23 protein-coding genes and 1 tRNA gene are annotated in these 22,862 nt (G+C 37.8%); 7 read left to right on the forward strand and 17 right to left on the reverse strand.

The window, feature by feature from the left end; all coding sequences use genetic code 11:
• Window positions 1-18: 18 nt before the first annotated feature.
• The 3 genes from AC2HW8_RS09135 to AC2HW8_RS09145 form a co-directional block, all read right to left on the reverse strand.
• The gene (locus AC2HW8_RS09135) at window positions 19-879 is read right to left on the reverse strand and encodes an NAD(P)H-hydrate epimerase (RefSeq protein ID WP_117951318.1); all 861 of its coding nucleotides are present in this window, start codon (window positions 877-879) and stop codon (window positions 19-21) included.
• 35 nt (window positions 880-914) lie between these two features.
• Window positions 915-1,628, reverse strand: coding sequence for a hypothetical protein (locus tag AC2HW8_RS09140; protein ID WP_046433731.1), 714 nt, complete (start codon window positions 1,626-1,628; stop codon window positions 915-917).
• 242 nt (window positions 1,629-1,870) lie between these two features.
• Window positions 1,871-3,085, reverse strand: coding sequence for an acyltransferase family protein (locus AC2HW8_RS09145; protein ID WP_117951317.1), 1,215 nt, complete (start codon window positions 3,083-3,085; stop codon window positions 1,871-1,873).
• A gap of 352 nt (window positions 3,086-3,437) precedes the next feature.
• Between AC2HW8_RS09145 and AC2HW8_RS09150 the strand changes: the two genes are divergently transcribed.
• Window positions 3,438-3,514 (forward strand) — tRNA-Met (locus AC2HW8_RS09150).
• A 137-nt stretch (window positions 3,515-3,651) separates the two neighbouring features.
• Here the strand turns inward: AC2HW8_RS09150 and AC2HW8_RS09155 are convergent.
• The 9 genes from AC2HW8_RS09155 to AC2HW8_RS09195 all read right to left on the reverse strand — a co-directional run bounded on the left by AC2HW8_RS09155 (window position 3,652) and on the right by AC2HW8_RS09195 (window position 10,808).
• Window positions 3,652-4,707 carry a zinc ribbon domain-containing protein gene (locus AC2HW8_RS09155; RefSeq protein WP_484327455.1) on the reverse strand — a complete coding sequence of 352 codons (1,056 nt, stop codon included), beginning with the start codon at window positions 4,705-4,707 and terminating at the stop codon, window positions 3,652-3,654.
• Window positions 4,708-4,778: 71 nt separating this feature from the next.
• Complete coding sequence (locus tag AC2HW8_RS09160) at window positions 4,779-5,552, reverse strand: zinc ribbon domain-containing protein (protein WP_484327456.1); 774 nt, start codon at window positions 5,550-5,552, stop codon at window positions 4,779-4,781.
• Window positions 5,553-5,632: 80 nt separating this feature from the next.
• Window positions 5,633-6,892, reverse strand: a complete 1,260-nt coding sequence (locus AC2HW8_RS09165) for a YARHG domain-containing protein (protein ID WP_412962928.1) — start codon at window positions 6,890-6,892, stop codon at window positions 5,633-5,635.
• 84 nt (window positions 6,893-6,976) lie between these two features.
• Entirely contained in the window at window positions 6,977-7,498 is a 522-nt protein-coding gene (locus tag AC2HW8_RS09170; RefSeq protein WP_101070152.1) for a hypothetical protein, read from the reverse strand.
• 5 nt (window positions 7,499-7,503) lie between these two features.
• Window positions 7,504-8,046, reverse strand: a complete 543-nt coding sequence (locus AC2HW8_RS09175; protein ID WP_412962930.1) for a zinc-ribbon domain-containing protein — start codon at window positions 8,044-8,046, stop codon at window positions 7,504-7,506.
• 34 nt (window positions 8,047-8,080) lie between these two features.
• Window positions 8,081-8,485: a hypothetical protein gene (locus AC2HW8_RS09180; protein WP_118099884.1), complete on the reverse strand. Its 405-nt coding sequence runs from the start codon at window positions 8,483-8,485 to the stop codon at window positions 8,081-8,083.
• Between the two features lie 188 nt (window positions 8,486-8,673).
• Window positions 8,674-8,805, reverse strand: a complete 132-nt coding sequence (locus AC2HW8_RS09185) for a hypothetical protein (protein ID WP_484327457.1) — start codon at window positions 8,803-8,805, stop codon at window positions 8,674-8,676.
• 250 nt (window positions 8,806-9,055) lie between these two features.
• On the reverse strand, window positions 9,056-10,354 hold the full coding sequence (locus AC2HW8_RS09190; RefSeq protein WP_484327458.1) for a TFIIB-type zinc ribbon-containing protein: 1,299 nt from the start codon (window positions 10,352-10,354) through the stop codon (window positions 9,056-9,058).
• Between the two features lie 37 nt (window positions 10,355-10,391).
• Window positions 10,392-10,808, reverse strand: a complete 417-nt coding sequence (locus AC2HW8_RS09195; protein WP_412962935.1) for a hypothetical protein — start codon at window positions 10,806-10,808, stop codon at window positions 10,392-10,394.
• A 201-nt stretch (window positions 10,809-11,009) separates the two neighbouring features.
• On the opposite strand from AC2HW8_RS09195, the gene AC2HW8_RS09200 reads away from it, so the two are divergent.
• Complete coding sequence (locus AC2HW8_RS09200) at window positions 11,010-11,345, forward strand: helix-turn-helix domain-containing protein (protein ID WP_101070149.1); 336 nt, start codon at window positions 11,010-11,012, stop codon at window positions 11,343-11,345.
• Between the two features lie 111 nt (window positions 11,346-11,456).
• On the opposite strand, the gene AC2HW8_RS09205 is transcribed toward AC2HW8_RS09200, so the two are convergent.
• Window positions 11,457-12,161, reverse strand: coding sequence for a serine/threonine protein kinase (locus AC2HW8_RS09205; protein WP_484327459.1), 705 nt, complete (start codon window positions 12,159-12,161; stop codon window positions 11,457-11,459).
• Between the two features lie 323 nt (window positions 12,162-12,484).
• Here AC2HW8_RS09205 and AC2HW8_RS09210 point away from each other — a divergent pair, with 323 nt between their 5' ends.
• Genes AC2HW8_RS09210 through AC2HW8_RS09220 form a run of 3 tightly spaced genes read left to right on the forward strand, consistent with a single transcriptional unit; the run spans window position 12,485 to window position 14,048 of the window.
• On the forward strand, window positions 12,485-12,913 hold the full coding sequence (locus AC2HW8_RS09210; RefSeq protein WP_101070147.1) for a hypothetical protein: 429 nt from the start codon (window positions 12,485-12,487) through the stop codon (window positions 12,911-12,913).
• A gap of 16 nt (window positions 12,914-12,929) precedes the next feature.
• On the forward strand, window positions 12,930-13,430 hold the full coding sequence (locus tag AC2HW8_RS09215; protein WP_484327460.1) for an SWIM zinc finger family protein: 501 nt from the start codon (window positions 12,930-12,932) through the stop codon (window positions 13,428-13,430).
• A gap of 27 nt (window positions 13,431-13,457) precedes the next feature.
• Window positions 13,458-14,048 (forward strand): IS1096 element passenger TnpR family protein, encoded by a 591-nt coding sequence (locus AC2HW8_RS09220; RefSeq protein WP_484327461.1) that lies wholly within the window; start codon window positions 13,458-13,460, stop codon window positions 14,046-14,048.
• A 77-nt stretch (window positions 14,049-14,125) separates the two neighbouring features.
• Here the strand turns inward: AC2HW8_RS09220 and AC2HW8_RS09225 are convergent, their stop codons facing one another.
• The 4 genes from AC2HW8_RS09225 to AC2HW8_RS09240 all read right to left on the reverse strand — a co-directional run bounded on the left by AC2HW8_RS09225 (window position 14,126) and on the right by AC2HW8_RS09240 (window position 20,176).
• On the reverse strand, window positions 14,126-15,886 hold the full coding sequence (locus AC2HW8_RS09225; protein ID WP_484327462.1) for a DUF262 domain-containing protein: 1,761 nt from the start codon (window positions 15,884-15,886) through the stop codon (window positions 14,126-14,128).
• Window positions 15,887-16,018: 132 nt separating this feature from the next.
• Window positions 16,019-17,047, reverse strand: coding sequence for a sugar-transfer associated ATP-grasp domain-containing protein (locus AC2HW8_RS09230; protein ID WP_101029791.1), 1,029 nt, complete (start codon window positions 17,045-17,047; stop codon window positions 16,019-16,021).
• Between the two features lies 1 nt (window position 17,048).
• On the reverse strand, window positions 17,049-18,233 hold the full coding sequence (locus AC2HW8_RS09235) for an alanine racemase (protein ID WP_484327463.1): 1,185 nt from the start codon (window positions 18,231-18,233) through the stop codon (window positions 17,049-17,051).
• A gap of 413 nt (window positions 18,234-18,646) precedes the next feature.
• Complete coding sequence (locus AC2HW8_RS09240; protein ID WP_484327464.1) at window positions 18,647-20,176, reverse strand: dockerin type I domain-containing protein; 1,530 nt, start codon at window positions 20,174-20,176, stop codon at window positions 18,647-18,649.
• Window positions 20,177-20,473: 297 nt separating this feature from the next.
• On the opposite strand from AC2HW8_RS09240, the gene spoIIID reads away from it, so the two are divergent.
• On the forward strand, window positions 20,474-20,746 hold the full coding sequence (gene spoIIID, locus AC2HW8_RS09245) for a sporulation transcriptional regulator SpoIIID (protein ID WP_046433134.1): 273 nt from the start codon (window positions 20,474-20,476) through the stop codon (window positions 20,744-20,746).
• Window positions 20,747-21,064: 318 nt separating this feature from the next.
• On the forward strand, window positions 21,065-22,270 hold the full coding sequence (locus AC2HW8_RS09250) for a DegT/DnrJ/EryC1/StrS family aminotransferase (RefSeq protein WP_118128557.1): 1,206 nt from the start codon (window positions 21,065-21,067) through the stop codon (window positions 22,268-22,270).
• Window positions 22,271-22,862 lie beyond the last annotated feature (592 nt).

A 22,862-nucleotide genomic window follows, 5' to 3' on the forward strand; every position in this document is an offset into this window, starting at 1 on the left:
TAACTCAATTAAAATCAATCAATTGTTAATAACATAGTCAGCGCAAAAATAAATATATTTAAGATCCGCAATTACCGCAGAATGGTCTGTTTTTACTACAACTGTTCTGCGTTCTTTTTTGCTGATTTCCTCAACACAGCGTGCAACATTGCACCTTGAAGGCTCGTAGCCGTACTTTTCAAAAAATTCTTCCGCAGTCATAACAAGCGAGCCGTAGCCCTCAAACATATGCAAAAGAGAATAGTCAATCAGCTTGTATTCATCTTCAATAAGGCTGATTCCGATATCGCAGTTTGTGACTGAACCGATGTAATACGGTGCGTCATTGAGGAACAAGCCTGTCTTGAACGAACCGATTGAAACGGTAAGATCCGAGTTTACCGCCGTACTGCACACACCCGTGTCACCGTTGATTCCGCTGTTGATGTCTGCACTTATAACATAGGCATTTGTCATATTAATCTGCTCAACCGCTTCAAGCATTTCACCCTTTAATTCACCCGAAAAGCCTGTTCCGAGCAGACAGTCAACTACAATGTCAAATCCCGTGAAAGCCGCCGCCTGTGACATCGGCATCTCCTCGGCACCGAGCGACATTGCGGTTTTATAATAGTAAAGGCCATCCTTTGAAAAGCCGTCGCTTGCTCTGAAAATTGTCGGTGTAAAGCCGTTTTTGCATAAAACACAGGCGAGCGCATAACCGTCGCCGCCGTTGTTGCCCTTACCGCAAACTATGGCAACCCTGCCCACAAACTTTGCCGAATTAAAAATCCCCTGTGCGGCTCTGTACATAAGCTCCGCCGAAGGAGTATGCTCCGCAATCGTCCTTGCGTCGCTTTTTCTCATATTTTCAACCGAAACGACCTGAACAAATTCCATCTTATATTCCTCCGCTTTCTGAAATTTCCATAGCCTTATCCGCCGTTTGCGGCATTGTAAGCCGTCATAACAGCACTTTCATCCATATTACAACCGAGCAAAAACAACGGTGTTTCCTTAAAGAACTCATCAAGCAATTCAAGCAGCTTTTCCATTCTGCTCCGCTCAACATCAATAACCGTTGCCTCAAGCAACTGTTTCATAACCTGTGACGGTAACACCCTGACTGCCGTGTTCTCTTCTGCTCTCTGAAGAATATACACAGCCTTAACAGGTGCTTTTGTATTTGTTCCTATGTCAGCTTTCCCCATCCACGGAGTTCCGTAAGCATAAAATTTTCCGTCACATTTTCGTATAACCGGCTTGTCATCGTTAATCATCGTCACCCTGTTGCCAAAATGCCTTCGCCACAGAGCCGTGTGGGTAGACTTGCCCGTTCCGCTGACTGCCGAAAAAACATAGCCCTCGCCGTCAAGCTCAAGACAGGACGAATGAAAAAAGAATCCGTCAAATCCGTCAAGCACGGCGTTGCAGAATTTTGAGAGTATCAGAACATCCTCCGCACCTTGTTCGCTGAGGTTGTCAGAAAGCCTGAGATGCTCACGGATTTCGTCATCCGAAACCGATATCTCAATGTCGGTCTTTCCCGATTCATTCGACTTAACGGCATAGCTTTCAAGCCGTTTCCTGCATATTTTAAATTTTGGATTAACTTCAACATTCAAATCAGCTATTCTGTATATCGGCATATCTGCTCCGCTAAATACTATAATGAAATATTGTAACACAAATTAATGTTTTTTGCTACGGCGAAATGAATAAATATTATTTTACCTTTTAGTGCAAGTTGTTCAGTCGCACAGCTTTAAAGGCAAATATTGCACAATACAAGCCGTGTTATTTTGTAACAATGCACATACAGCTTATTTTTTATTCATTTTAAAGCCTGTAAAAAAAGCATTATTTTACGACTTTTTCAATTTTGTTTACTTTACTTGTCCGACTGCTTTTTTTGCATACTCTTCAAGGTATGCTCTTTCATAAATTCAAATATCCTGTGCGTAACCGTTCCTATAAGAATCGGAATGAATATTCCTGCGGCAAGGTAGATTATGCAGTAAAAATTTAATCCGTTCGGACGATAAATGTACCAGATTGTTGACTTGAGTTTTAAAATATCGAAATCTTTGAACAGCGGTGTAATTACGCTCAATCCCCAAAATGCCCATTTTACAATCATAAAGGCAAAAATGTGGTGAATCATTATGCTGTAGGTATTGTCCGAAATCATCCTGACAAGCTTTTTGTTCTTGATAATCGGAGTAATCAGCTTTGCAACCCTCAGCCAGAACGCAATGCCCGTGATTGCGGTTACATAAGGAATGACGCAGCCGTTGTCAAACTTCACACACTTTGATGGGGTGTATTCAAGATTTTCACAGAATGTGAGGAGAAGAAGCTGAACTCCGAGAACGATTGCAAAATATGCAACGCTGTTGAGATTATCGTGTTTTTCAAGCTTTTCGTGATAAAATCTGCCAAACTCAAAACACGGCAGAAAAAACATTGACCTGAACAACAACAGCAACGCACCCTTTGGGGCAGGATTCCAAATGCAGTATTGCACACCGAAAATTCCGATTGCAAGATACACGGCAAGAATGACATACTCGTTGCCCCTGTGAACCTTTTTGAGCAGTTTACGGAACAGTATGTTAAAAACATAAACGCAGAACAGCGGATATACAAACCACGAACCGAGGTTGTAGGCAAAACTTTCGCCGTCAATAAACGGCATAACAAAAAGGTTGTACAGATCAAATTTGCCCTGAGCAATCGTATAGCCGACCTGAGTAAGTGCGAATGCGATTATTCCGTAAACAATGTTCCATAGATAAGCAGGAATCAACAAGCGTTTTGTCCGTCCCCATATATATTTGAAAATATGTTCCTCGTGCTTTTCCTTGTAAAAATATCCCGAAATGAAAACGAACAAGGCAAGATTGTACGAATACTTTGGAAACCAATCATACATCAGCGACACACCGCCGTTGTAGCAATGCCCCGAAACTATGATAATAATGCCGATTGCCGACAAAATTTTAAAAGTAAAATTAATGTTTCTGTCATCGCCAAGCCTTTTGTTTTCAGCTGTGACACTGTTTTGTTTAAGTGCAGATTTACTGCGTGTTTTGTTCTTTCCCATAATTTCCTCTCATCTGTATTTGTCGCAATTTAAAAATTCCGCAAATTCACACGGTAATTGTATCACAAAAGCAATCCGCAATCAATATATCAAATTCACCGTGCAAAACACATATAAATCATTATTTTGCACAATCTCACTTTTGTTTCAACAGGCATTTAAATCTTTTAGTCACATCTGTTCCGCCATACAATTGTGTACATACCCTTAAAAAACTAAGAATAAAATGTAAATAAATTCAGTCAAAAAAGCCGGGCAAAGCATAAAATAAAAAAATATACAAAAAACTATTGACACAACCTTTACATAATGCTATAATAATAAAGCTGTAAAAAACAGCAGAGTTGTATATCGCGGGATAGAGCAGCTCGGTAGCTCGTCGGGCTCATAACCCGAAGGTCGTCGGTTCAAATCCGGCTCCCGCAACCATTCAATAAGCACTAACCATAATGGTTAGTGCTTATTTTTATTTCTGATACTTCTGAAATTTTTATTATCTCCATAACACACCGGCCTGAGCATTGTTACTTGACGCTCAGGCTGATTTTTTTATTACTTATTATTTTTTAATGCGTATCTTCAATGCAGTACACAAAGTTTGTGAGGTCCATATTATCGTCAAAGGTGAAAGTTACATATCCGTCTTTCCGCTTATAGGTAACATCGCCGTGGGTTATGTTATTGTACATTGGCTCGCCGAGTTCGGCATAGACATCGTCATAGGTGCTGTTGCCGTTGATTTCGCCAAAACCGATGTTTGAATTGGCAAGGTTGCCTGATGAGTAATCAACCGTAATGCTGTAAATTTTATTTGTTTCGGCGGTGACCATAACATTCATACCGCTGTAGTAATAAATATACCACTTATCCGACGCTAAAAACGGATCTGAAATTTCTTCGCCAAAGGCATTTTTTACATCGTCAAAATCAGCGTTCAAAAAATTATTGCTCTCAACATCAAGCATTGAACTTTCGGACTTTTTAAGATAAAACTTTCCGCCTATATCCCACATTGATTCGCTGTTCTGATTTGTGACCGTGTTTTCAATATAGATTTCGCCGTCGGAAAACTTGATTTTACCCGTACCGCTGTTCTGCCAGCCGTCATCATCAAACGAAAAAGTTCCTATTCCGTCAATCACCTTTGTTGTCACATTGCTTATTCTCGCAATTCGGTTTTGCGGTGCAGACGAAGTCTTTGTAAAAGTAAATCTCACAACATCGTCTTTGACGGAAATTATCTCAAGAATATTGCCGCCGTTTTGAGTTGCGGTTGAAATATCGCTGTCTTTATCGCACCATATTCCGACATATTTTGAATAATCCGAGGTTTTATTTTCAGCCGTTGTCGTGACCGCAGCTGTCGGAACAGTTGTTGCATGTGTGGTAACATTATCCGATTTGCCGCCAAAAATCGTGCTGTTCAAAATTATAATCACCGCAATTACAACGAGCAAAACTATTGCCGCTGAAACGGAAATAATAATCGGCTTTTTCTTTTTTACCTTAATTTCTCCGCCTGTTGTAACATCAATCAGCTTTGTCATACAGTACGGACAAAATGTTGATTCAATCGGAAGTTCCTTACCGCAATTCCTGCAAAACTTCGTATCCTTACCCATAACGCCTCACCTCTTTTATATATTTTAAAACAAAAAGCAACGCAATGCAATACGCACTGCGTTGTTTTCGGTTATTCAACTCTGAACGATGAAAGTACATCATCCGTTTCAGCTCTGGCATCAACCATTCGCTGATTTGCGTATTCGTCCTCCAACATTCCGAAGCCTGTTGGATGAATGTACATAAAATACTTACCGTCCTTACTTCCGAGTCTGCGTGAATCTATGCTGACCGTTCCGTCATATGTCCAGTCAATAGCGAATAAAAATCCGTCCGAGCCTGTTTCAGGATGTTCGTGATTATACGATTCATAAAAAGTAACCTTATCACCATCAATCTCATATGTATAATCCTCGGGGACTTCAATTGAAAAGCCGTTAAAATAGCATCTTCCGCCACCATTTGAGTTACTTTCGCCATAATCTTTCGATGTTTCGGGCTCGGTTGGCTTGGCTGTTGTAGGCTCAATTGTAGTAGACTTTGCCGTTGTTGGAACATTTGTAGTCGGTTCAACAGTTGTAGGTTCTGCGGTTGTCGGAATTTCCGTTGTAACCTGTTGGGTGGTTGCTTTAACAGTTTGCTCGGCATTATTATTGCCTAACATTTTCGGCAATAAAACAATTGCGCATACAGCCAACACAATCGCAATTGCCGATACAACAGAAATTATGACGACTAATTTTTTCTTTGACTTTTTATCCAACTTTATATCAGTCGATTTTTCATTAACCGAGGTCATCGGCAAAGGCTTTATCTCTGCACCGCAATGTTCGCAAAACCTGTCGCCGTTTTTAATCTGATTTCCGCATTTTTCGCAAAATCTCGTTTTATTCTTATTATCCATTTAGTCTCACCTCTTCTACATTTTAAAGCAAAAAGCAACGCAATGCAATACACACTGCGTTGCAAATTTCATTTTATATGCTACTCAACATATTTTTCCTCATAATTTCTAATGAAATTAACATTATACTTTTCAACATCATTGAGCATATCCTCGGTGAAATCTTCGGGTTCAATCGTTCCCACATACCACAATTTATCGTCAAAATAATCTTGTATGTAGTCCGTATTGAATCTTCGTCCTGCTCGAGCATAAATTTCATTTCGTGCGAGTTCAAGCTCATCTGCATCAAGTCCTGCCAAATCGGAATTTGTAAGCTTTCGTGTGCCACTGTCAGGCAATATGTAATCTTTGTCATAATAATCATCGTAATCATTATAATCATCATACGAACTGTCTGACTTGTCGGATTTTGCAGTTGTGGGTTCGGCTGCAGAATAATTTGTATCCAAATAAACTATATTGGATTTTTCAGACATCTCATTAATAAATTTATCAGAAGCGGCTAATAAGTAAAGCGTTAATATATCTCCAGGTGTTTTATAACTAAAACATATGTTGTTATATACAGACAATGTATTTTGATCATTTGCAACTTTATTGAGTGATTCATTAAGTAAATTGGCCGCATCTTCTAACGAAACATTACACATAATTGCAATGCAAAGTGTAGCGTTAGTCTTTAATGAAGTATCCGACAATATTGCTGATACATTCATAATTTTTCCGCTGTATTGCTCGGTACCTATCACAATGTTCATCCTTGATAAATCTTTCGGAGTATAAAGTTTCGTAGCTGTATTGGTTCGTTCCTGATTAACGTTATCAATATCGTAATTTGATACATCGGATAATATATCGACCGCCTGTTCAACATTATCATATTTATTGCTGTCGCTTTCTGATGATGACAACCGTGATACACAAATACTTTTATACTTTTTCCAAAAGCCGTAGAAATCATATTTAACTCTTGCACCCGTATCATTTGATGATTCTTCAACAACGCTTTCGTTTAGCGGTACAATGCCCTCTTCAACAGTTGTCGGTTCGGTCAAACTGCTTTCCGATTTGGTTTTGGTATCGGAATGACTGCTGTTATTTAAAGGGAACAAAACCAACGCAAGTATTCCTGCAAACACAAGTACAAAAGCACCGAACACTATGCCTGCAATTTTCCATTGCTTTTTCAGCTTTTCTTTTTGCTCGTCTTTTGGTTCATTCAGGCTGACTGTTTCGGCTGTTTCGTAATCTTCAACAGCCGAGCAATCTTCTCCGCAATTCTCGCAGTATTTATCTTTTTCATTAAGTGGGAATCCACATTTTGGGCAACGCCTCATTTTTAATCCTCCTTATCACTTGAATAATCACCTATTTTATCAAAGTTGCTGTTATTCAGTTATGTTATATTTACAATGCTAATTTTAATAAAATCCTGTAACTTCAAAAGCATAGTATTCAGCAGCTGATTTATAATCATGGTCACCTGTAAGAGTACAAGTGTCATTTGTCAAATTTATAACTATGTATGCGTTACCGCTGTTATTATAATATCCATCAGGAGTATTTCTATAATTTCCGGAAATGGTTACCTGATACCCCAACAAAGTTCCCGTGTCTCGTGTTTTTGTCGGAGTGATATCAAGTTGAGGATTTTCAAACATTGAAGCCACTAATTGCCCAAAAGTTATATCTGAACATAATCCGTTTTGAACATATGATGGATCAATTGAGTCCATAAAACTTGTCGAATTTAATATATCTACAACATCATCCTCATATTCATTATTTTCTTCTGTAGTTTCTTCAACTGTCGTCTCTTCAACCGTAGTTGAATCAAAATTAGTTTGTGTGGCTGAAGATTCAGAACTCGGTTGTTTCGAACATCCGCTTAATACTGTTGATATCAATAAAATCACAGTTAATGCAACAAGCGATTTTTTCATAAATTTCACTCCTTTTCTTTATAATGAAAACGCTCAGGTTTACCGTTGGTTATCAATATTTTCTGACCGCAGACATCACAATCGCAACTCTGTGCGTCACATGGAATCACTGTTGTTTTTTGGCAATAAGGACATTCGACATATCTACATTTAGTGCGGAGCTTTTTTATCGAAATAACAAGTATAATCACCGCAATGATTGATAATATTACATTAAATGTAATCGTACCCGGATTGTAACCCGGAGTAGTGTATGTTCCCTCTCTGGGATACCAATATTTATGTTGCGAGGCATTAATTTGCTTAATAATAACATCAATAGATATATACAAAGTTGTGCATGCAGTCAATATTCCGCCGATTGCCGCAACATTGTATTTATAAACCTCTCCGATTTTACGGCTTGGTATTTCATCTTCCTGATATGTGTTTTCGTCAGATACACAGGCATCGTTAATCTCGACCTCACCAATCACTCTTGCACCGCATGAATGGCAAAAACTCGCATTTTCACTTATCTGTGAACCGCATTTTTCACAATACGGCATAAAATCCCCTCCTTAATCATTCATAAACTACTCATCAAATAAGGCTGATAATCTTTTTTATATACTCTGAATTTGTTTCAACGAAAACACTTCCTTTTCTTGCGTTCAGATTACCGTCATCAACATCAATCAACTTGTTTATGTCTGAATTAAGCCATTTTACACCGATTTCATTTTCACATTCTTCGTAACCGTGATGTGTGTTTGTGTTTTTAGGTTCAGCCGTCACAATTCCGACCGCTTTGATTTTCATGGATTTAGAATTGAACGGAAGAGCCTTGATATAAATTATATCACCGATTTTTATACTGTTTAAAATCTCATACAACTCAGGCTTTTCCTTTTTCTTCCAACCGATACACGCAAAGCCTTCACTGACAAAATTGCCCAGTTGTTCTTCTGTTGCACCGAATAATGAACCCATTCCATAAACTGACATAGTTTTTTCTCCTAAAAATTTTATTTATTACAGACGGCAAAGATGCTGTTTGTTAAAGTTCATAAAAATTTCATCTGCTGTAAAATAAATTTAGCACAAATAATGTTACAAGTCAATAATACCTTAATTATCTTTTAAACTTTTTAGCTAAAATTAGATTTTCTTGTTTCCATTTAATTTTGTTATGCTTAATATGAAAGTGCAAAGTATTTTACCGAATCTCCAAATCCGTAGTTGCCCGAAAGAGTGCAAATTTCTGCTTCAACATCGCTTTTGTTTAGCGGTAAAATGCTTTTTTCAACCGTTGTGGGTTCAGTCAAACTACTTTCCAATTTTGTGTTGGTTTTGATATCGGAATGACTGCTGTTATTTAAAGGGAACAAAACCAACGCAAGTATTCCTGCAAACACAAGTACAAAAGCTCCAAATACTATGCCTGCAATTTTCCATTGCTTTTTCAGCTTTTTTTTTGCCCGTCTTTTGGTTCATTCAGGCTGACTGTTTCGGCTGTTTCTGAATTTTTAACTGTCGAACAACTTTAGTCAACGTTTTTGTCTTTCCAGTTATCATCTACACTTCCATAAGATAAATCCTCTTCTTTGTGCTTAGATTTTTAGAAAAAAGCAAATCAGGATTTTCAAGATATTTATTTGCAGAAGCAAGTTTTTCTGATAAACCTTGCTTTGTAATTTTATTTTTCTTGTTTGTTGCATAAGCCATTGAAAAAGAAAAAATGGCAAAAAACAGAGAGAGAATTATCACAAAGTTTTCCGGAAAGGCAATAAGAAACCAAATCATAAGAGGAATAAGGCACAAAGAAAGTTTAACCGGCAAATAGTGTTTGCTCACTGCCTTTCGAGAATCTTTATCAAACGGTTTTGTTCCTGTTACTTTATCCTTATCAGTTCCATCCATAATAAATATGTAACCTTCGTTTTTATAAGAAAACTTTGTTATCCAAAATGGCTTTAAAAATGGAATTATTTTTTCTTTTTTCTCTTTACCGTTCCACTGCATATTTCTGTATTGATCTCCGGGTACAATACTTGTTACACGGTTCTCAATTAACTGTTTAATTTTCGGTTTTGCTGTTTGTTCATACGCTTCGTCAGGAGACAATTCGTATGGAATCACTTCAAAACCTGCAAGGTATTTTTCGTTATAAGGTTTTAAATTATCAACGCTTTCCTCGCAAAAACTAATTATTTCATCAACTTTATTTGTGTATTTTTTATTTTTTTCTGTTATTACATTGAATTTGTCGAACATTGATGTACCGATAGCATAAGTAGAACAAGAACCCTCCAAAGTATCGCTATACGGACTCCAATCGGTAACAAACCTCGTTTTTTTTACCAATTTGTTACGCTCACTTCCAAATCCGTAGTCCAAATAAGTTTCTGTTCGATTATAACCTATCTCAGCAACATATTTTACGGCATAACTTGTATCGAAATAGTACAAAGGGATATATACTCCCTTTGTACTTATAAATTCAACCTGGTCAAAAATATCTGCCGGAATATATTCACCCTCTGTAAGATATTTTATTACTGATTTTTTAAACTCTTCCAATGGCACAGTAAAAGGTATTATTTTTTCAGGTGTTGCCTTTCCGGGATTTAGAGTCAAAATACTGAATTTGCTATTGCAATATTTACATTCTGCTGAATATGTGTTCTCATGAAATATAAGCTGTGCACCACAATTCGGACATTTAGATTTAGTTTTGTCTTTTTGAAAATCATCAAAATTATTATACTCATTAATAATAAAATAGCTATTGCATGTTTTACATAAGTTCTTTTGTGAAGCAGGATCAAAAACTATTTTTCCACCGCATAACGGACATTTTGAGTTATTATCCACAACGATCATTCCTTTTGTATGAAAAAATTACTTCAATTTATTTCTTCTTGTTTTGAATTAACTTAACCATTTCCTTAACTACTCTTTTATCATATTCTTTACAAAGGGTTGTTTTCCTTTGTTTATATATGTTATTCACCTTAATAACTTCGTTTGAGTTTGTATTAATCCATTCAACTCCGATTTGATTATTGCAGGTTTCATATCCGCTATGATAATTTTTGTTTTTAAATGTTTCTGTCACAATTCCTACTGCATTTACATGCATCTCATCTGAGCCTCGTTTAAATGACTTGAGATAAATAATATCACCAAGTTGGATTTCTTTCATCATTGCATAAAATTCTGGTACATCATTTTCATCCCAGAGCATACAAACAAAATTTTCCTTGATAAAATTATCAAACTGATTATCAGCACCATTAAAAAATGATCCCATTCCCCATACTGCCACAAAGCATCTCTCCTAAATTAAAATTTTATTTATTACAGACGGCAAAGATGATGTCTGTCAAAGTTCATAAAAATTTCATCTGTTGTAAAATAAGTTTAGCACAAATAATGCTACAAGTCAATAATAAATGCTTACAGTAAATTTATTTTTTTGTTCAAAAAGTTTAAAATAAACTATATATAGGATTCTGAGGTTTTACTTATGAACAAAAACATTGATTATACGGCACTCGGCAAAAGGATAAAAAATAAGCGGATTGAAAAGGGTTTTACGCAGGAACAGCTCGGCGAATTGTGCGAACTTTCTGCGGCACACATCGGTCACATTGAGCGTGGAACAAGAATACTTTCCGTTGATGTTCTTTTCCGTATTTCTCAGGCACTTGACACAAGCATTGACTGGCTTGTATTTGATTCGGTCGAAAACAAACATATGCTTAACGAAATTAACAGCGTGCTTAAAGACACCGACAAAACCAAAGTAACCACATTTCTAAACACGGTAAGAGTTCTTGCCGATAACATTGACAAGTTGTAAACAATTTGTTAAAAATCCACAAAATAATTACCGTCATTGATTAAACTCTAATTAAAGTATAATCAAAGACGGTATTTTTGTCCTGTGCTGTCAGCACAGTTTTATTCTGTTTTAAAGATTTCTTTTCAGTTCTTTCACATTTTGATAGCGGTTGTCGGGAATTGTCTGGGTGCATTTTACAATCACCCTTTTCAGCCTGCCGTTATAAAGGCGAATTTCAGGTGGCTGACCTGTGAGCATAACATTCATCAAAACACCTATTGCGTAAATGTCAGTCCGTTCATCGGTTTGATTTATTCCGTACTGTTCGGGGGCGGCATATCCCATTGTGCCAATAGCCTGTGTGTCTTTCGACTGATAGGGCTTGTACAGCCTTGCCGCATCAAAATCAATCAGCTTTACATTACCGTTGCTGTCAATCATCACATTTTCAGGCTTAATATCCTTGTGTATAATTTGGTGCGAATGTAACAAATCAAGTGCGTCACAAAGAGACGAAATAACTTTTCTCACGCCTGACGGAGAATACAATCCCGTTTGCAGATAATCTGCCACGGTCTGACCGTCAACATATTCTTCAAGAACGGTGACTCCCATTTCGGTTTTGACAACATCGTAAACATTTGCAATATTTGGGTGTGAAAGCGTTCTAAGTGCAAAGTAAACCTCTCCCGAACCTTTTAATGTGCGTTTTACAATCTGTTTGCCGAGTTCCTTATGCCTGAAAACACAGATTTCCGTTTTATCTGTTCGTTTAAGCAATCGCACAAACTGATATTGTTCATTAATCACCGTATCAATCCAATTATTTCCCATAACATTTCCTCACAATATTTACAGGCACATAACAAAAATATTAGTATAATAATACTTGCTGTGCTTATAAATTGACATAATAAGCACTTTGCAAAATTATAGGTCTAATTATACTTGTCTTGCTTATTATATCATAAATCATGAAATGAGTTATGATATAATCACCCATCGAAAATTTTGCAGGGCAAAATTTGAGGGGAATATAAATTGACATAATAAGCACTTTGCAAAATTATAAGTCTAATCGTACTTGCCGTGCTTATTATATCATGTTAAAATAGTTTTGGAAACTTACAAAACTTTAATTCAGGGAGTTTTTGATTATGATACGCAAAACCACAACTCAACTTTTAAAAGAACTTGAAAATTTCAACACATTTGAAGAATACGAAAACGCAAACAGGGATTCAATGATAAGCAAAAATCTCTCGGAATACCTTACCGACCTTTTGAACGAAAGGAATCTTACAAAAGCGGAGGTCATTCGTAAAGCCGAACTCAGCGACGGCTATGCCTATCAGATTTTTTCAGGCTTGAAAACTGCCCCGAAAAGAGATAAACTAATTTGCCTTTCAATAGGAATGGGTCTGTCGGTAAATGAAACCAACAGCGTCCTTAAAATTGCAGGGCTCTCACCTCTCTATCCAAAAATCAAGCGTGACAGCATTATAATCATAAATATGAATAACAACAAAAGCGTTGTAGAAATCAATGAGGCTCTCTATAACGAGGGGGAAGATACTTTGAATTAACAATGAGGGGTGCATAATGGGATTACTTGAGAATGCGAGATATGCGTCTATTGAGCGTGGATACGATTATTATAAAAGAGGGAATGTGATTTCCTTTAAACAGACAAGTGAAAATGAATATGAGGGCAAAGTATCGGGATCTGCGAAAAAGCCTTACGATGTTCACATTGATATTATTCATATAAAAAAATCATTTTGTAATTGTCCGTTTGCGGAAGGTAACAAAAAGGTCTGCAAGCACAAAATTGCAATATATTTTTCTGCATTTCCAGAAAAAGCCGAGGAATATTACAAAAGTCTCAAAAGCTATGATGAACCCGAGTTTGACGATGATTATGACAATGATTATTTTGATGAAGATGATGAATTTGACGAAGATTTCAGAGAGGTTGTCTGCGATATTCTAAATCATAGGATTTCAAAAATGACAAAATCGGAGGCTCAATCTGCACTATATGATATTATTGAGTCAGCCCCCGAATGGATGCTCCGAGATTTTGTGGATAATTGGATTTGAACAAATTAGCACAAGGCGGTACATATTATGGCAAGAGTTTATACATTCAAAATTGTCTATATAGGATGCGAGAACAAAATATGGCGAGATATTCAGATTTCCTCAAATTCGACAATGGCTGTGTTGGGCTATGCCGTGCTTTCGTCATTCAGCACCTGTGCTTATCATCTGTTCATGATGACATACAAAGGTACAAATTACGAGTTGGGCGATGAAGAATTTCAGGCAAAACCAAAGCTTATGTCAGAAACGAAACTCGGCAATTTAAAGCTTGAAATTGGCGATAAAATTCATATGATTTATGATTTTGGCGAGGAACAGGAGTTTGAAATAACCTTGCTTTCTGATGAAGAAATGCCAAAAGGCAGCGGACGAGCCTATCCAAAGGTTTCTGACGGAGCAGGCAGAGGAATTATTGACGATATGTCGGCAGAAGATTTGCTTGACCTCATCAAAAAAATCGACAAAACCAGCAAAAGAGACTTCATCTACGCTCACAGAGGGGAGCGTGCCCCGTGGGATTACCACAACTATCAAATCGACATTGACAATTGCCTCCTCAAAGGCAGAATAGCAAAAATCAAATCCGCATACGAAAATCCCATTGAGGATTTTTGAGGTTTAATAAAATTAGGAAAAATTGAATTCCTATTAACAAAAATGCAAGAGAATGTTAATTACCCTCTTGCATTTTCTTAACTATTGATAAGCAACGCATTGTCATCATCAGATTCAGACAAGACTTTTTGAACATAACCGTCATAAAGTTTTTTTAAAAACTTTACTTTATCATCTCTTCTTTTTTCTATTGCATCATTCGGAGAGTTGTACTTCTGATAATTTCCAAGAAATGCTCTCACACATTGCAAAGTTACTTTTTCACTATAGTTTTTAATTTTATTGTTATAATCGTCTTGAACAAAGTTAAAACCCGCTGTCATTTTACCGAGTTTTCGATTAAGGCTTCGGTCAAGATACATTAAATTGCCGATTGAATTTTCAATTTTATCTTCTTCATTCAATGCAGGATTTGAATATCTGTGTGAAATAATATGCTCTATATCAAGGTTCCATTTTTGTCTGTAGAACATATCATTTTTAACCGAGATAGCGTCAACTTCATTTTCACAATCATCTATATAACTCAGCATAACGAAAAGATGTTTCATTCTGTTTGTAAAAACCGCATTTTTAAAAATCGCTTTAAAATCTTTAAAATCTGCATTGTTGGTATGTTCGCCGAGTTTCTTCTGCAATATTTCTTCAATATTGTTTGTTTCTCCTCTGTTTAACACATCGGCAATTTCCCTGTACACCTCATAAATCTGTCTGGAATACGATGACGCAAAGATTGAACAGTACTTCCATATAGCGGTAACCGCATTTTCTGTATTTGAAATAATTTCATCTGTTATGATTTTTTCGTTGCAATCCTGTTCATAAACAAAATAGTAATACAGATTTGTCAGCTTGCCGTATCCACTGTTTTTAAGCAATTCTTTGGCACAATGTTTTACCAAATTGATTTTTCCTTTATCGTGTTTTTCTAAATACTTTTGCGTTTTGCTCATACACTCTGCAATTTCACAAAAGACATCAAGCTGTTCTTTTTTTGATAACTTTAATTTATTGTTTCCGTTGAACAAACCGTCCTTTTCAATGAAAAACATATTATTGCTTGCTCTGAGTCTTTCTTGGGTAAAATTATTATTAATTTTCATAATATGAAATCGAAAAACATCAAGAAGTGCATTTTCATCAAGACTGTATACTCCGTCAAATTTTGTGATATTTTCATATGCCTGATTGATTTTTTTAAGAACATCCGATCTTTCAAGGGTGCTATCTTTGCAAAGGTAATCACAAAAGTTGATTTTAAAAATATCCTTTACATCAAGGCTCAATCCCGTTGTATTTATCGAATTAAATATTTTAAGCGTTGTTGCAATTGAGCTTACTTTTGAAACATATATTGACACGAAGATGATTTTATTATCTATAAAATTCTTAAATTTATCTTTCAAAACCGCATCATTCTTAAAATAATTTTCAATACACTTTCTGTTTTCAACATATTTTGCACTTTCCAAGTTTTCTTCGAGCGACTTGCGATTAATTTCGTTTGAAATATTCGGAAGTTTTTCTATTCCAAGAAATTTTCTCAAAATGTAAAATGTAGTAATTCTCTGATGGCCGTCAATTATTTCACAACTAATTTCACCGTCGTATACTTTTGAAAAATTATTTTCAATGATAATTTTATCGGCATTGAATTGAAGCGTTCCAAACAGCAGATTTTCTTCACAGTTTGTATCTATGTGTTCTCGTATACTGTCGAGCATATTGATTATCTCATCTTTACCCCATTCATATGGTCTTTGATATGCAGGAACAACATATTTTCTTTCACCGGATAAAACATCTTTCAACGATTCTTTCTTTGGGTATAAATTCATCTCACGTTCTCCCTTTCGTTGGATTATTTTTTAAACATTTTATCACAGCAAAACCTATAATACAACGCACAACAGCACCGATATTACTTCGGTGCTGTTTTTTGTTTTTATTATAAAGTTTTTGCTGAATAATCAAAGCTTAATGTTATTCATCTCGTCACCAAGGACATCGGCGATTTCTTTCAGGTGGCCTGTGCGTTTGCCTTTTAGTTTATAGAACTGCAAAAGTCCGTAGCCCGGGTACTCGTTGCCCTCAACCATAACGGGACCATTCTTTGAAAAGGCGATATCCCATCCGATATATCTCACCTGCGGAATCTTTTCCGCTGCCTCAACAACCATGTCAAGAGCCTCTCGAACGCCTGCAATCTTAACCTCGGAGAACTTTTTGCCTGTCATCGGGTGTTTGTCATAAACATTGCCGTAGTCGTCAATTACATTACTGTCGATTCTGCCGTCTGCATCAAGGCTGAGGTAGAGGTCATTTGTACAGCCGATAACATTCGACTCATCCTGATTGATACGGAGAGCATTATTTATTATATGCGCCTTGCCGTCCTTATAGAGCGTAACAACTCGCCATGAATTTACAACGCACGGATTGATTTCGTTGAGGTCATCGCTCTGAACGATTGCCTCCTCAACAAGAAGCTGACCGTTTGCCTTGAGTTCATCATAAAGCTTGTTGCTGTCCTTTACCTCGGCAACGGTGATTTTTGAAATGCCGTGACCGCCCTCGCCTGTCGGATCTTTTGCAAAAACGGTTTCTCTGCCGTCAAGGAACTTCTTGAAATCTTCCTTACTGCCTGTGCGAAGGTTGATGAAATCTCTTTTGAGATACTTTTTGAAAAGCTCGTCAAAAACAAGCTTGTCACGAAGAAGAACGATATATTCCTCATCGTTGAGATATTCAAGAATTTTGTAGAAAGTTTTTGCAGTTACAAAGGTCTTTTTCTCTTTAGCCGAAAGGTTGATAAAATCGCAACGGAAATAGTCCGTGTAGCCTGTGCCTCTGATGAGAAAGTTGCGGATTATGTCGAACTTGATATAAGCCTTTGACTTACCGCTGTTCTTGGCGATAATGTCAATGTGCTTATCCATTCTGCTGTGGTTAATATCTCTGAATTTATTCAAAAGCCATTTGTGTACCGAAACTGCCATCTTACTTCTCCTTTACAACCTTACCGTCTTTTACATAAAATCTCGGATTGTTCTTGCCTACATTCACAAGCGCCTCGGCATTGCCCATACCCGAACTTCTGCCGAACATACCAACTGTTATGCCGTCACCGAGGAGTGTTACCTCGTCATCAATTTTTACCGATGAATCAACCTTAACAGCCGTCATATTCATACACATCTCACCGACAACAGGATATTTTTTGCCGTTGATAACAACCTGTCTGTTGTGATTTGCGTGACCGATGCCGTTGTTGTAGCCGACAGGAAGAATTGCAAGAATAATATCCTCATCTGCCGTATATGACGCATTGTAGCCGAACCACTCACCCTTGTTCACCTTTTTAAGCTGAAGAATACGGGTTTTCATCTTCATAGCCGGCTGTAAATCTATCTTTACATCAAAATATGTTTCGCTGATGTTGTACTTCTTAATGAAGTAATTGTTTCGCATTTTGCGGAGTTTGTCCTTTGGTGAATTTGAAAGAGAATCGGGGGCAACATTGTAGCCGTAGATTGCAATGCCCATTCTCACGCCTGTTGTAAAAGGCTGTTTCGGGTGGGTGAGCATTGAAACGGAACTGCCCATATGGACAATCGGGATTTTATTCAAATCAATAAGCGATGTAAGCTCCTTGAAGTTTCTGACCTGCTCGTCCCAATGGGGATCAAAAATTCCGGCTGTTGCAAAATGCTGATAAATTCCCTCAAGAACAAAATTTGAACCGTTAATCATATCAACGGCAGTTTTAACCTCGTCCTTATCCTTGAAGCCGAGGCGGTTAAAGCCTGTATCAATCTGGAGATGAACCTTGAAATTGCAGTCAATGTTTAAATCAAGCAACCTTTTGAGGTAGTCAAGCTCATTCACGGCAATGGTGAGATTAAGCCGCTTTGCCTCCTCAATTCTCGAAAGATGAACCGGATGCAGGCACAAAAGCGGAGCGTCCTTGTTGACCTTACGAAAGCTTTGAGCCTCCTCAAGAGAGGACACGGCAAAATAGTTAATGCCGTTTTTGTACATTTCATTTGCCACTTCCATACCGTGACCGTAACCGTCACCCTTGAGAACGGCAATAAAATATTTGTAGTCGCTGTATTTTTGTGTTATCGCACGGGCATTTGCACCGATTTTGTCAAGGTCAATTTCAACATATGAATCCAGCATTCCAAAGCCTCCGTTAATACACTATATCCTTAGAATTATAGCATAATTGCATGGGTAAATCAATAGCGATATTGAACAGTAACGGTGTACGGTTCGGGCATAAAATTGAAAATTAAAAATGTAAAATGGAAAATTATGGTCGGGAAGACAATTTGCAAGAGTGAAAAACATTGTCGCCCGACCGTTTTTGTATATATGGAAGTTGTTGCAAATTTGTATGGGCGGATATTATACGCCTGTAGATAGCCACGCAAAGATTTGTACAAATTAAAATTATATAAATAAAGCAAAAATTGCATCAATGCCGTATCGGGCATTGGTGCAATTCCTTTATCTAACTATCTTCCGGAAAGGACTGCGGTGTGCCACCGCAGTCCTAAATTTTCCATTTTCAATTTGCCAACGGCTTGTCGTTATATAAGCCCTACAATGTACATCTGAATTGTGGTTGCATCAATGACGGTAATATCGGAATCAAAGTTTACATCAGAGTTTATACGCTCTATCTCGTTCTGATTGACAAGACCCACAATTGCTTTCTGAATTGCGGTTGCATCGGCAATATTTATTTTGCCGTCACCGTTTGCGTCACCGTAATATGCCTTTTCGGTTGAATTGGTGCTTGCAGTCATAACATAGTTTGTCATACCGATTGCAAGATTGCCCTTGTCAACTCTTTTTACATACTGCAAAGTTGCCTTGTTGTTCGGAGAATCCGACACGGCAACATACATTGCGTCACCCTTGAGAACCATACCGTAGCAAAGCTTGCCTGATGATGCGGACACACCACTGATATCGGATGCGACAACTGCCTGTCTGCCTGTTTCAACATCGTATGAATACACGGCGTCGGAGGTATTAAAATACAGAGTATCGTTGTATTTTTCAAGGCTCATAAATGTATTTAGCCAGTAGGAATTACCACCTGCGCTCCATCTTTCGTTCAATTTCAGCTTTTTCTCATATGTATTGCTGTCAAGCTTGTATTTTAACAATGCACCCTTGTTAGCTGAAGAATTGTTGTTGACAAAGCCGTAAAATTCACCGTTAACCTCGCAAAGCCTTGTGTCGAAATTATGGATTTCGTAATTATCATATTTTGTCGAATTTGCACCGTAGCTTATTGTGTAATCATAGTGCTTTGACGGAAGATTCTGAATGGCATTGTCACTTAAAAGGAAGTATGTATGCTGAGCGTGTCCCGGTCTGTCATTAATTGGATCATCCCATGTAACATCAACATTATACCAAGCGTTGCCGATATGAACCTTGTTCCACATATGGTTCATTGAGTTTGAATCAACAAGTTCGGAGTCTATTCCGACAAGTGAAAGAATGTAGGAATACGCAAGTGCATAGCCCTGACATACGGAAGTTTTTTCAACAAGCGAATTGTAAATATCAGCCTTGTTGTAATCTGATGTGCTGTACTCGCTCATAATGGCAAGCTCATCGTGAATTACAAGTGCCTTTTCGGAATCGCTCATATTCTCGTCCACAAGCGAAAGAATTCTCTCAACCTCTTTATCAAGCGACTTTTTCTGTGTTGCATACTCGCTCTTGCTGATTGTGTACTCGGGATAGATTGACGTAACCTTATCCTCTGACGGATAGTAGGAGTACGAAAATCCCTGATTCACATAGTAAAGCTCCGGATGAGTCAAGGTCAGCACCTTAAAAAATTCCGCAGCATCGCTTCTCGGAACATTAAGACTGCTGATATCAATTTCCTCGTCAAAATTTTTAAGGCTGTCAAGAACCATACCTTCAGCCTTACCGTATTTGTCGTACATTGTTTTGTTATAAAAAATTTTGCCCTCTTTCGGTGCTGTGTATGCCGAGGCTGTGAAAATGCCCGTTGACACCACACAGGATACTGCAACCGATACCGTGAGAATCATTGCAAATAATTTACCCGCTGTTTTTTTAATATTTTTCATATGTATTTCTCCTCTCAAGCCATAGAAGCAAAATGCACAAAAAAATTTGATTTTCTCTGACTTTTACAACTAAATTATACCATTCACAGGCACAACAATTCAATTCACATAAACACCGAAGTTATGAACACTAATTTGTCTGTTTATACAAAAATTTAGTTTAATTACAGATAAAACGCAATAAAACACAATAAAACGCAATAAAACATACTAAACTATACCGTCATACAATCCGCTGTCTGCACATACAATCTATTACAGATGTCCCCCTAAGGAGGACAGACAGGAGGGCTGTATGTGAAAGGTATCGTAGAAGAAAGAGCGGCAATGCTCGGTGAATACATAATCGAAAGCAAGGCAACCGTGAGAAGTACGGCAAAAAAGTTCGGTGTGAGCAAAAGCACCGTACATAAGGATGTCAGCCAACGGCTAAAGGTACTTAACCCTGCACTTTACCGACAGGTGAGGGAAATTCTTGACACAAACAAAAGCGAAAGGCACATAAGAGGCGGTCTTGCAACAAAAAAGAAATATCTGCAAAAGAAAGCATCCGAAAGCGAAAAAAGCTGAAAATCAACTGCAATACGGCTCATACACCATACAAAACCGCATTTTCAGAGTATATTTTGGGTATTTTGGAACTTTACTTTTTATGACTTGCGTTGTATAATTTAATATATGTGTCATTTGCCCGTTTGGCGATTGAAACTTAGAATTTCAGTAAAGATTTAACCTTTTGCCGAAATTCCGATGAGCTGACGCACCTTTGTACTGCTTGCAATCGGTAGCAACTTTTGTTTCGGTTAAAAGAGTGCAATATTTTCAGATTTGTCTATAGTTTGTGTGCGGCAACGCTTAACACAAGCTGTATCCGAGGAGAAATTTAAAATGAGAAAAATTCCCTTTTCGCCGCCTGACCTTTCTCAGGCAGAAATTGACGAAGTTATAAAGGTTCTGAAATCGGGCTGGATTACAACAGGTCCCGAAACAAAGCTTTTTGAAAGCCGTATTGCAGAAAGATGTCACACGGAAAAGGCTGTCTGCCTTTCATCGCAGACCTCTTGTGCCGAACTTACTCTGCGTATTCTCGGCATCGGTCCGGGAGATGAGGTTATCGTTCCGGCATACACCTACACGGCAACCGCATCAATCATCTACCATGTGGGCGCAAAGCCTGTTATGGTTGACTGCAAAAGCGGCAGCTTTGAAATGGACTACGATAAAATGGAGGCGGCAATCAACCACAATACAAAGGTTATCATTCCTGTTGACCTTGCAGGTGTTGTGTGCGATTATGACCGTATTTTTGAGGCTGTTGAAAGAAAGAAAGGCATTTTCAATCCACGCAACGAGCTTCAGGAAAAGTTCGGCAGAGTTATTGTTATGGCTGACGGCGCTCACGCATTCGGCGCGCAATGGCACGGTAAAATGTGCGGTGAAATTGCCGACTTCACAAACTTCAGCTTTCACGCTGTAAAAAATATGACAACTGCCGAGGGCGGTGCGGCTGTTCACCGTTCACATGACGGAATTGACGAGGAAGAAATGTACAAGCAGTATATGCTTCTCTCGCTTCACGGTCAGACCAAGGACGCATATCAAAAAAACAAAGTCGCATCGTGGGAATATGATGTTGTTGACACTCAGTACAAGTGTAATATGACCGATGTGCTTGCCGCAATCGGTGTGGCTCAGCTTGAACGCTACGATCAAATGCTTGAGCGCAGACATCAGCTTATAAAGCTTTACAACGAAGAATTTAAGGATTTGCCTGTTCAGGTGCTTAATCACTGCGATGAAAACCACCGCAGCAGCGGTCACCTTTACTTTGTAAGATTTATTGGCAAAGACGCAGAATACCGTAACAAGTTCTATAATATGATGGCTGACCACGGCGTAATGTGCAATGTCCACTTCAAGCCATTGCCGTTGCTTTCGGCATACAGCAAGCGTGGTTTCAAGATTACCGATTATCCAAATGCGTATAATATGCACAAAAACCAGCTCACCCTCCCGATGAACTCAACTCTCACAGACGATGAGGCATGGTATGTAATCGAAACATTCAAGCAATGTATGAAAACACTTAAATAACGGCGAGTCGCCGTTCCCCGTTTATAAATTGAAAATGTAAAATGGGAAATTGAAAATTAAGGACGGCGGTGTACCACCGCCCGTAATTTGAGAAGACAGTCAGATAAATAAAATGCATCAGATGCCCGGTAAGGCTCTGATGCATTTTTGTTTTGTAAGGAATCTGTAGGGGCGTTCATTGGACGCCCGCTAAGTAACGGCAGAAAATCTATGTTAAATCCAATTATATAAATGTTGCAAAGTTACTGCTATAATGTAGCGGCGAACCGTGTTCGCCATTTTAAACGATTGTAAAATCGGTTCGACCTAATACAAAATATTTGTTTATTATTTTGTTTGATATATCAAAGATTATGTACGGGCATTTTATTCGTTTTGGTTTTTCAACCAAAACGATTGGCGAACACGGTTCGCCGCTACAGATTATACATATCATTCATCACATCAAAACATCTTTATAAAACAAATCCATTCATCAAAGCGGGCGCCCAATGTGTGCAGTGTAGTAACATAGTATACAACAGTGCAAAGACATAGTATACAGTTTTATGATAAAATAAATGGCAAGAAAATAGCAAATGAAGGAGCTGTT

The sequence above is a fragment of the Ruminococcoides sp. genome (genome assembly GCF_057037865.1).

What these genes read in the sequence shown, in the direction of transcription:
- AC2HW8_RS09135 (WP_117951318.1), bottom strand. Translation starts at nt 879, where the DNA reads ATGGAATTTGTTCAGGTCGTTTCGGTTGAAAATATGAGAAAAAGCGAC.
- AC2HW8_RS09140 (WP_046433731.1), bottom strand. Translation starts at nt 1,628, where the DNA reads ATGCCGATATACAGAATAGCTGATTTGAATGTTGAAGTTAATCCAAAA.
- AC2HW8_RS09145 (WP_117951317.1), bottom strand. Translation starts at nt 3,085, where the DNA reads ATGGGAAAGAACAAAACACGCAGTAAATCTGCACTTAAACAAAACAGT.
- AC2HW8_RS09155 (WP_484327455.1), bottom strand. Translation starts at nt 4,707, where the DNA reads ATGGGTAAGGATACGAAGTTTTGCAGGAATTGCGGTAAGGAACTTCCG.
- AC2HW8_RS09160 (WP_484327456.1), bottom strand. Translation starts at nt 5,552, where the DNA reads ATGGATAATAAGAATAAAACGAGATTTTGCGAAAAATGCGGAAATCAG.
- AC2HW8_RS09165 (WP_412962928.1), bottom strand. Translation starts at nt 6,892, where the DNA reads ATGAGGCGTTGCCCAAAATGTGGATTCCCACTTAATGAAAAAGATAAA.
- AC2HW8_RS09170 (WP_101070152.1), bottom strand. Translation starts at nt 7,498, where the DNA reads ATGAAAAAATCGCTTGTTGCATTAACTGTGATTTTATTGATATCAACA.
- AC2HW8_RS09175 (WP_412962930.1), bottom strand. Translation starts at nt 8,046, where the DNA reads ATGCCGTATTGTGAAAAATGCGGTTCACAGATAAGTGAAAATGCGAGT.
- AC2HW8_RS09180 (WP_118099884.1), bottom strand. Translation starts at nt 8,485, where the DNA reads ATGTCAGTTTATGGAATGGGTTCATTATTCGGTGCAACAGAAGAACAA.
- AC2HW8_RS09200 (WP_101070149.1), top strand. Translation starts at nt 11,010, where the DNA reads ATGAACAAAAACATTGATTATACGGCACTCGGCAAAAGGATAAAAAAT.
- AC2HW8_RS09205 (WP_484327459.1), bottom strand. Translation starts at nt 12,161, where the DNA reads ATGGGAAATAATTGGATTGATACGGTGATTAATGAACAATATCAGTTT.
- AC2HW8_RS09210 (WP_101070147.1), top strand. Translation starts at nt 12,485, where the DNA reads ATGATACGCAAAACCACAACTCAACTTTTAAAAGAACTTGAAAATTTC.
- AC2HW8_RS09215 (WP_484327460.1), top strand. Translation starts at nt 12,930, where the DNA reads ATGGGATTACTTGAGAATGCGAGATATGCGTCTATTGAGCGTGGATAC.
- AC2HW8_RS09220 (WP_484327461.1), top strand. Translation starts at nt 13,458, where the DNA reads ATGGCAAGAGTTTATACATTCAAAATTGTCTATATAGGATGCGAGAAC.
- AC2HW8_RS09225 (WP_484327462.1), bottom strand. Translation starts at nt 15,886, where the DNA reads ATGAATTTATACCCAAAGAAAGAATCGTTGAAAGATGTTTTATCCGGT.
- AC2HW8_RS09230 (WP_101029791.1), bottom strand. Translation starts at nt 17,047, where the DNA reads ATGGCAGTTTCGGTACACAAATGGCTTTTGAATAAATTCAGAGATATT.
- AC2HW8_RS09235 (WP_484327463.1), bottom strand. Translation starts at nt 18,233, where the DNA reads ATGCTGGATTCATATGTTGAAATTGACCTTGACAAAATCGGTGCAAAT.
- AC2HW8_RS09240 (WP_484327464.1), bottom strand. Translation starts at nt 20,176, where the DNA reads ATGAAAAATATTAAAAAAACAGCGGGTAAATTATTTGCAATGATTCTC.
- AC2HW8_RS09250 (WP_118128557.1), top strand. Translation starts at nt 21,065, where the DNA reads ATGAGAAAAATTCCCTTTTCGCCGCCTGACCTTTCTCAGGCAGAAATT.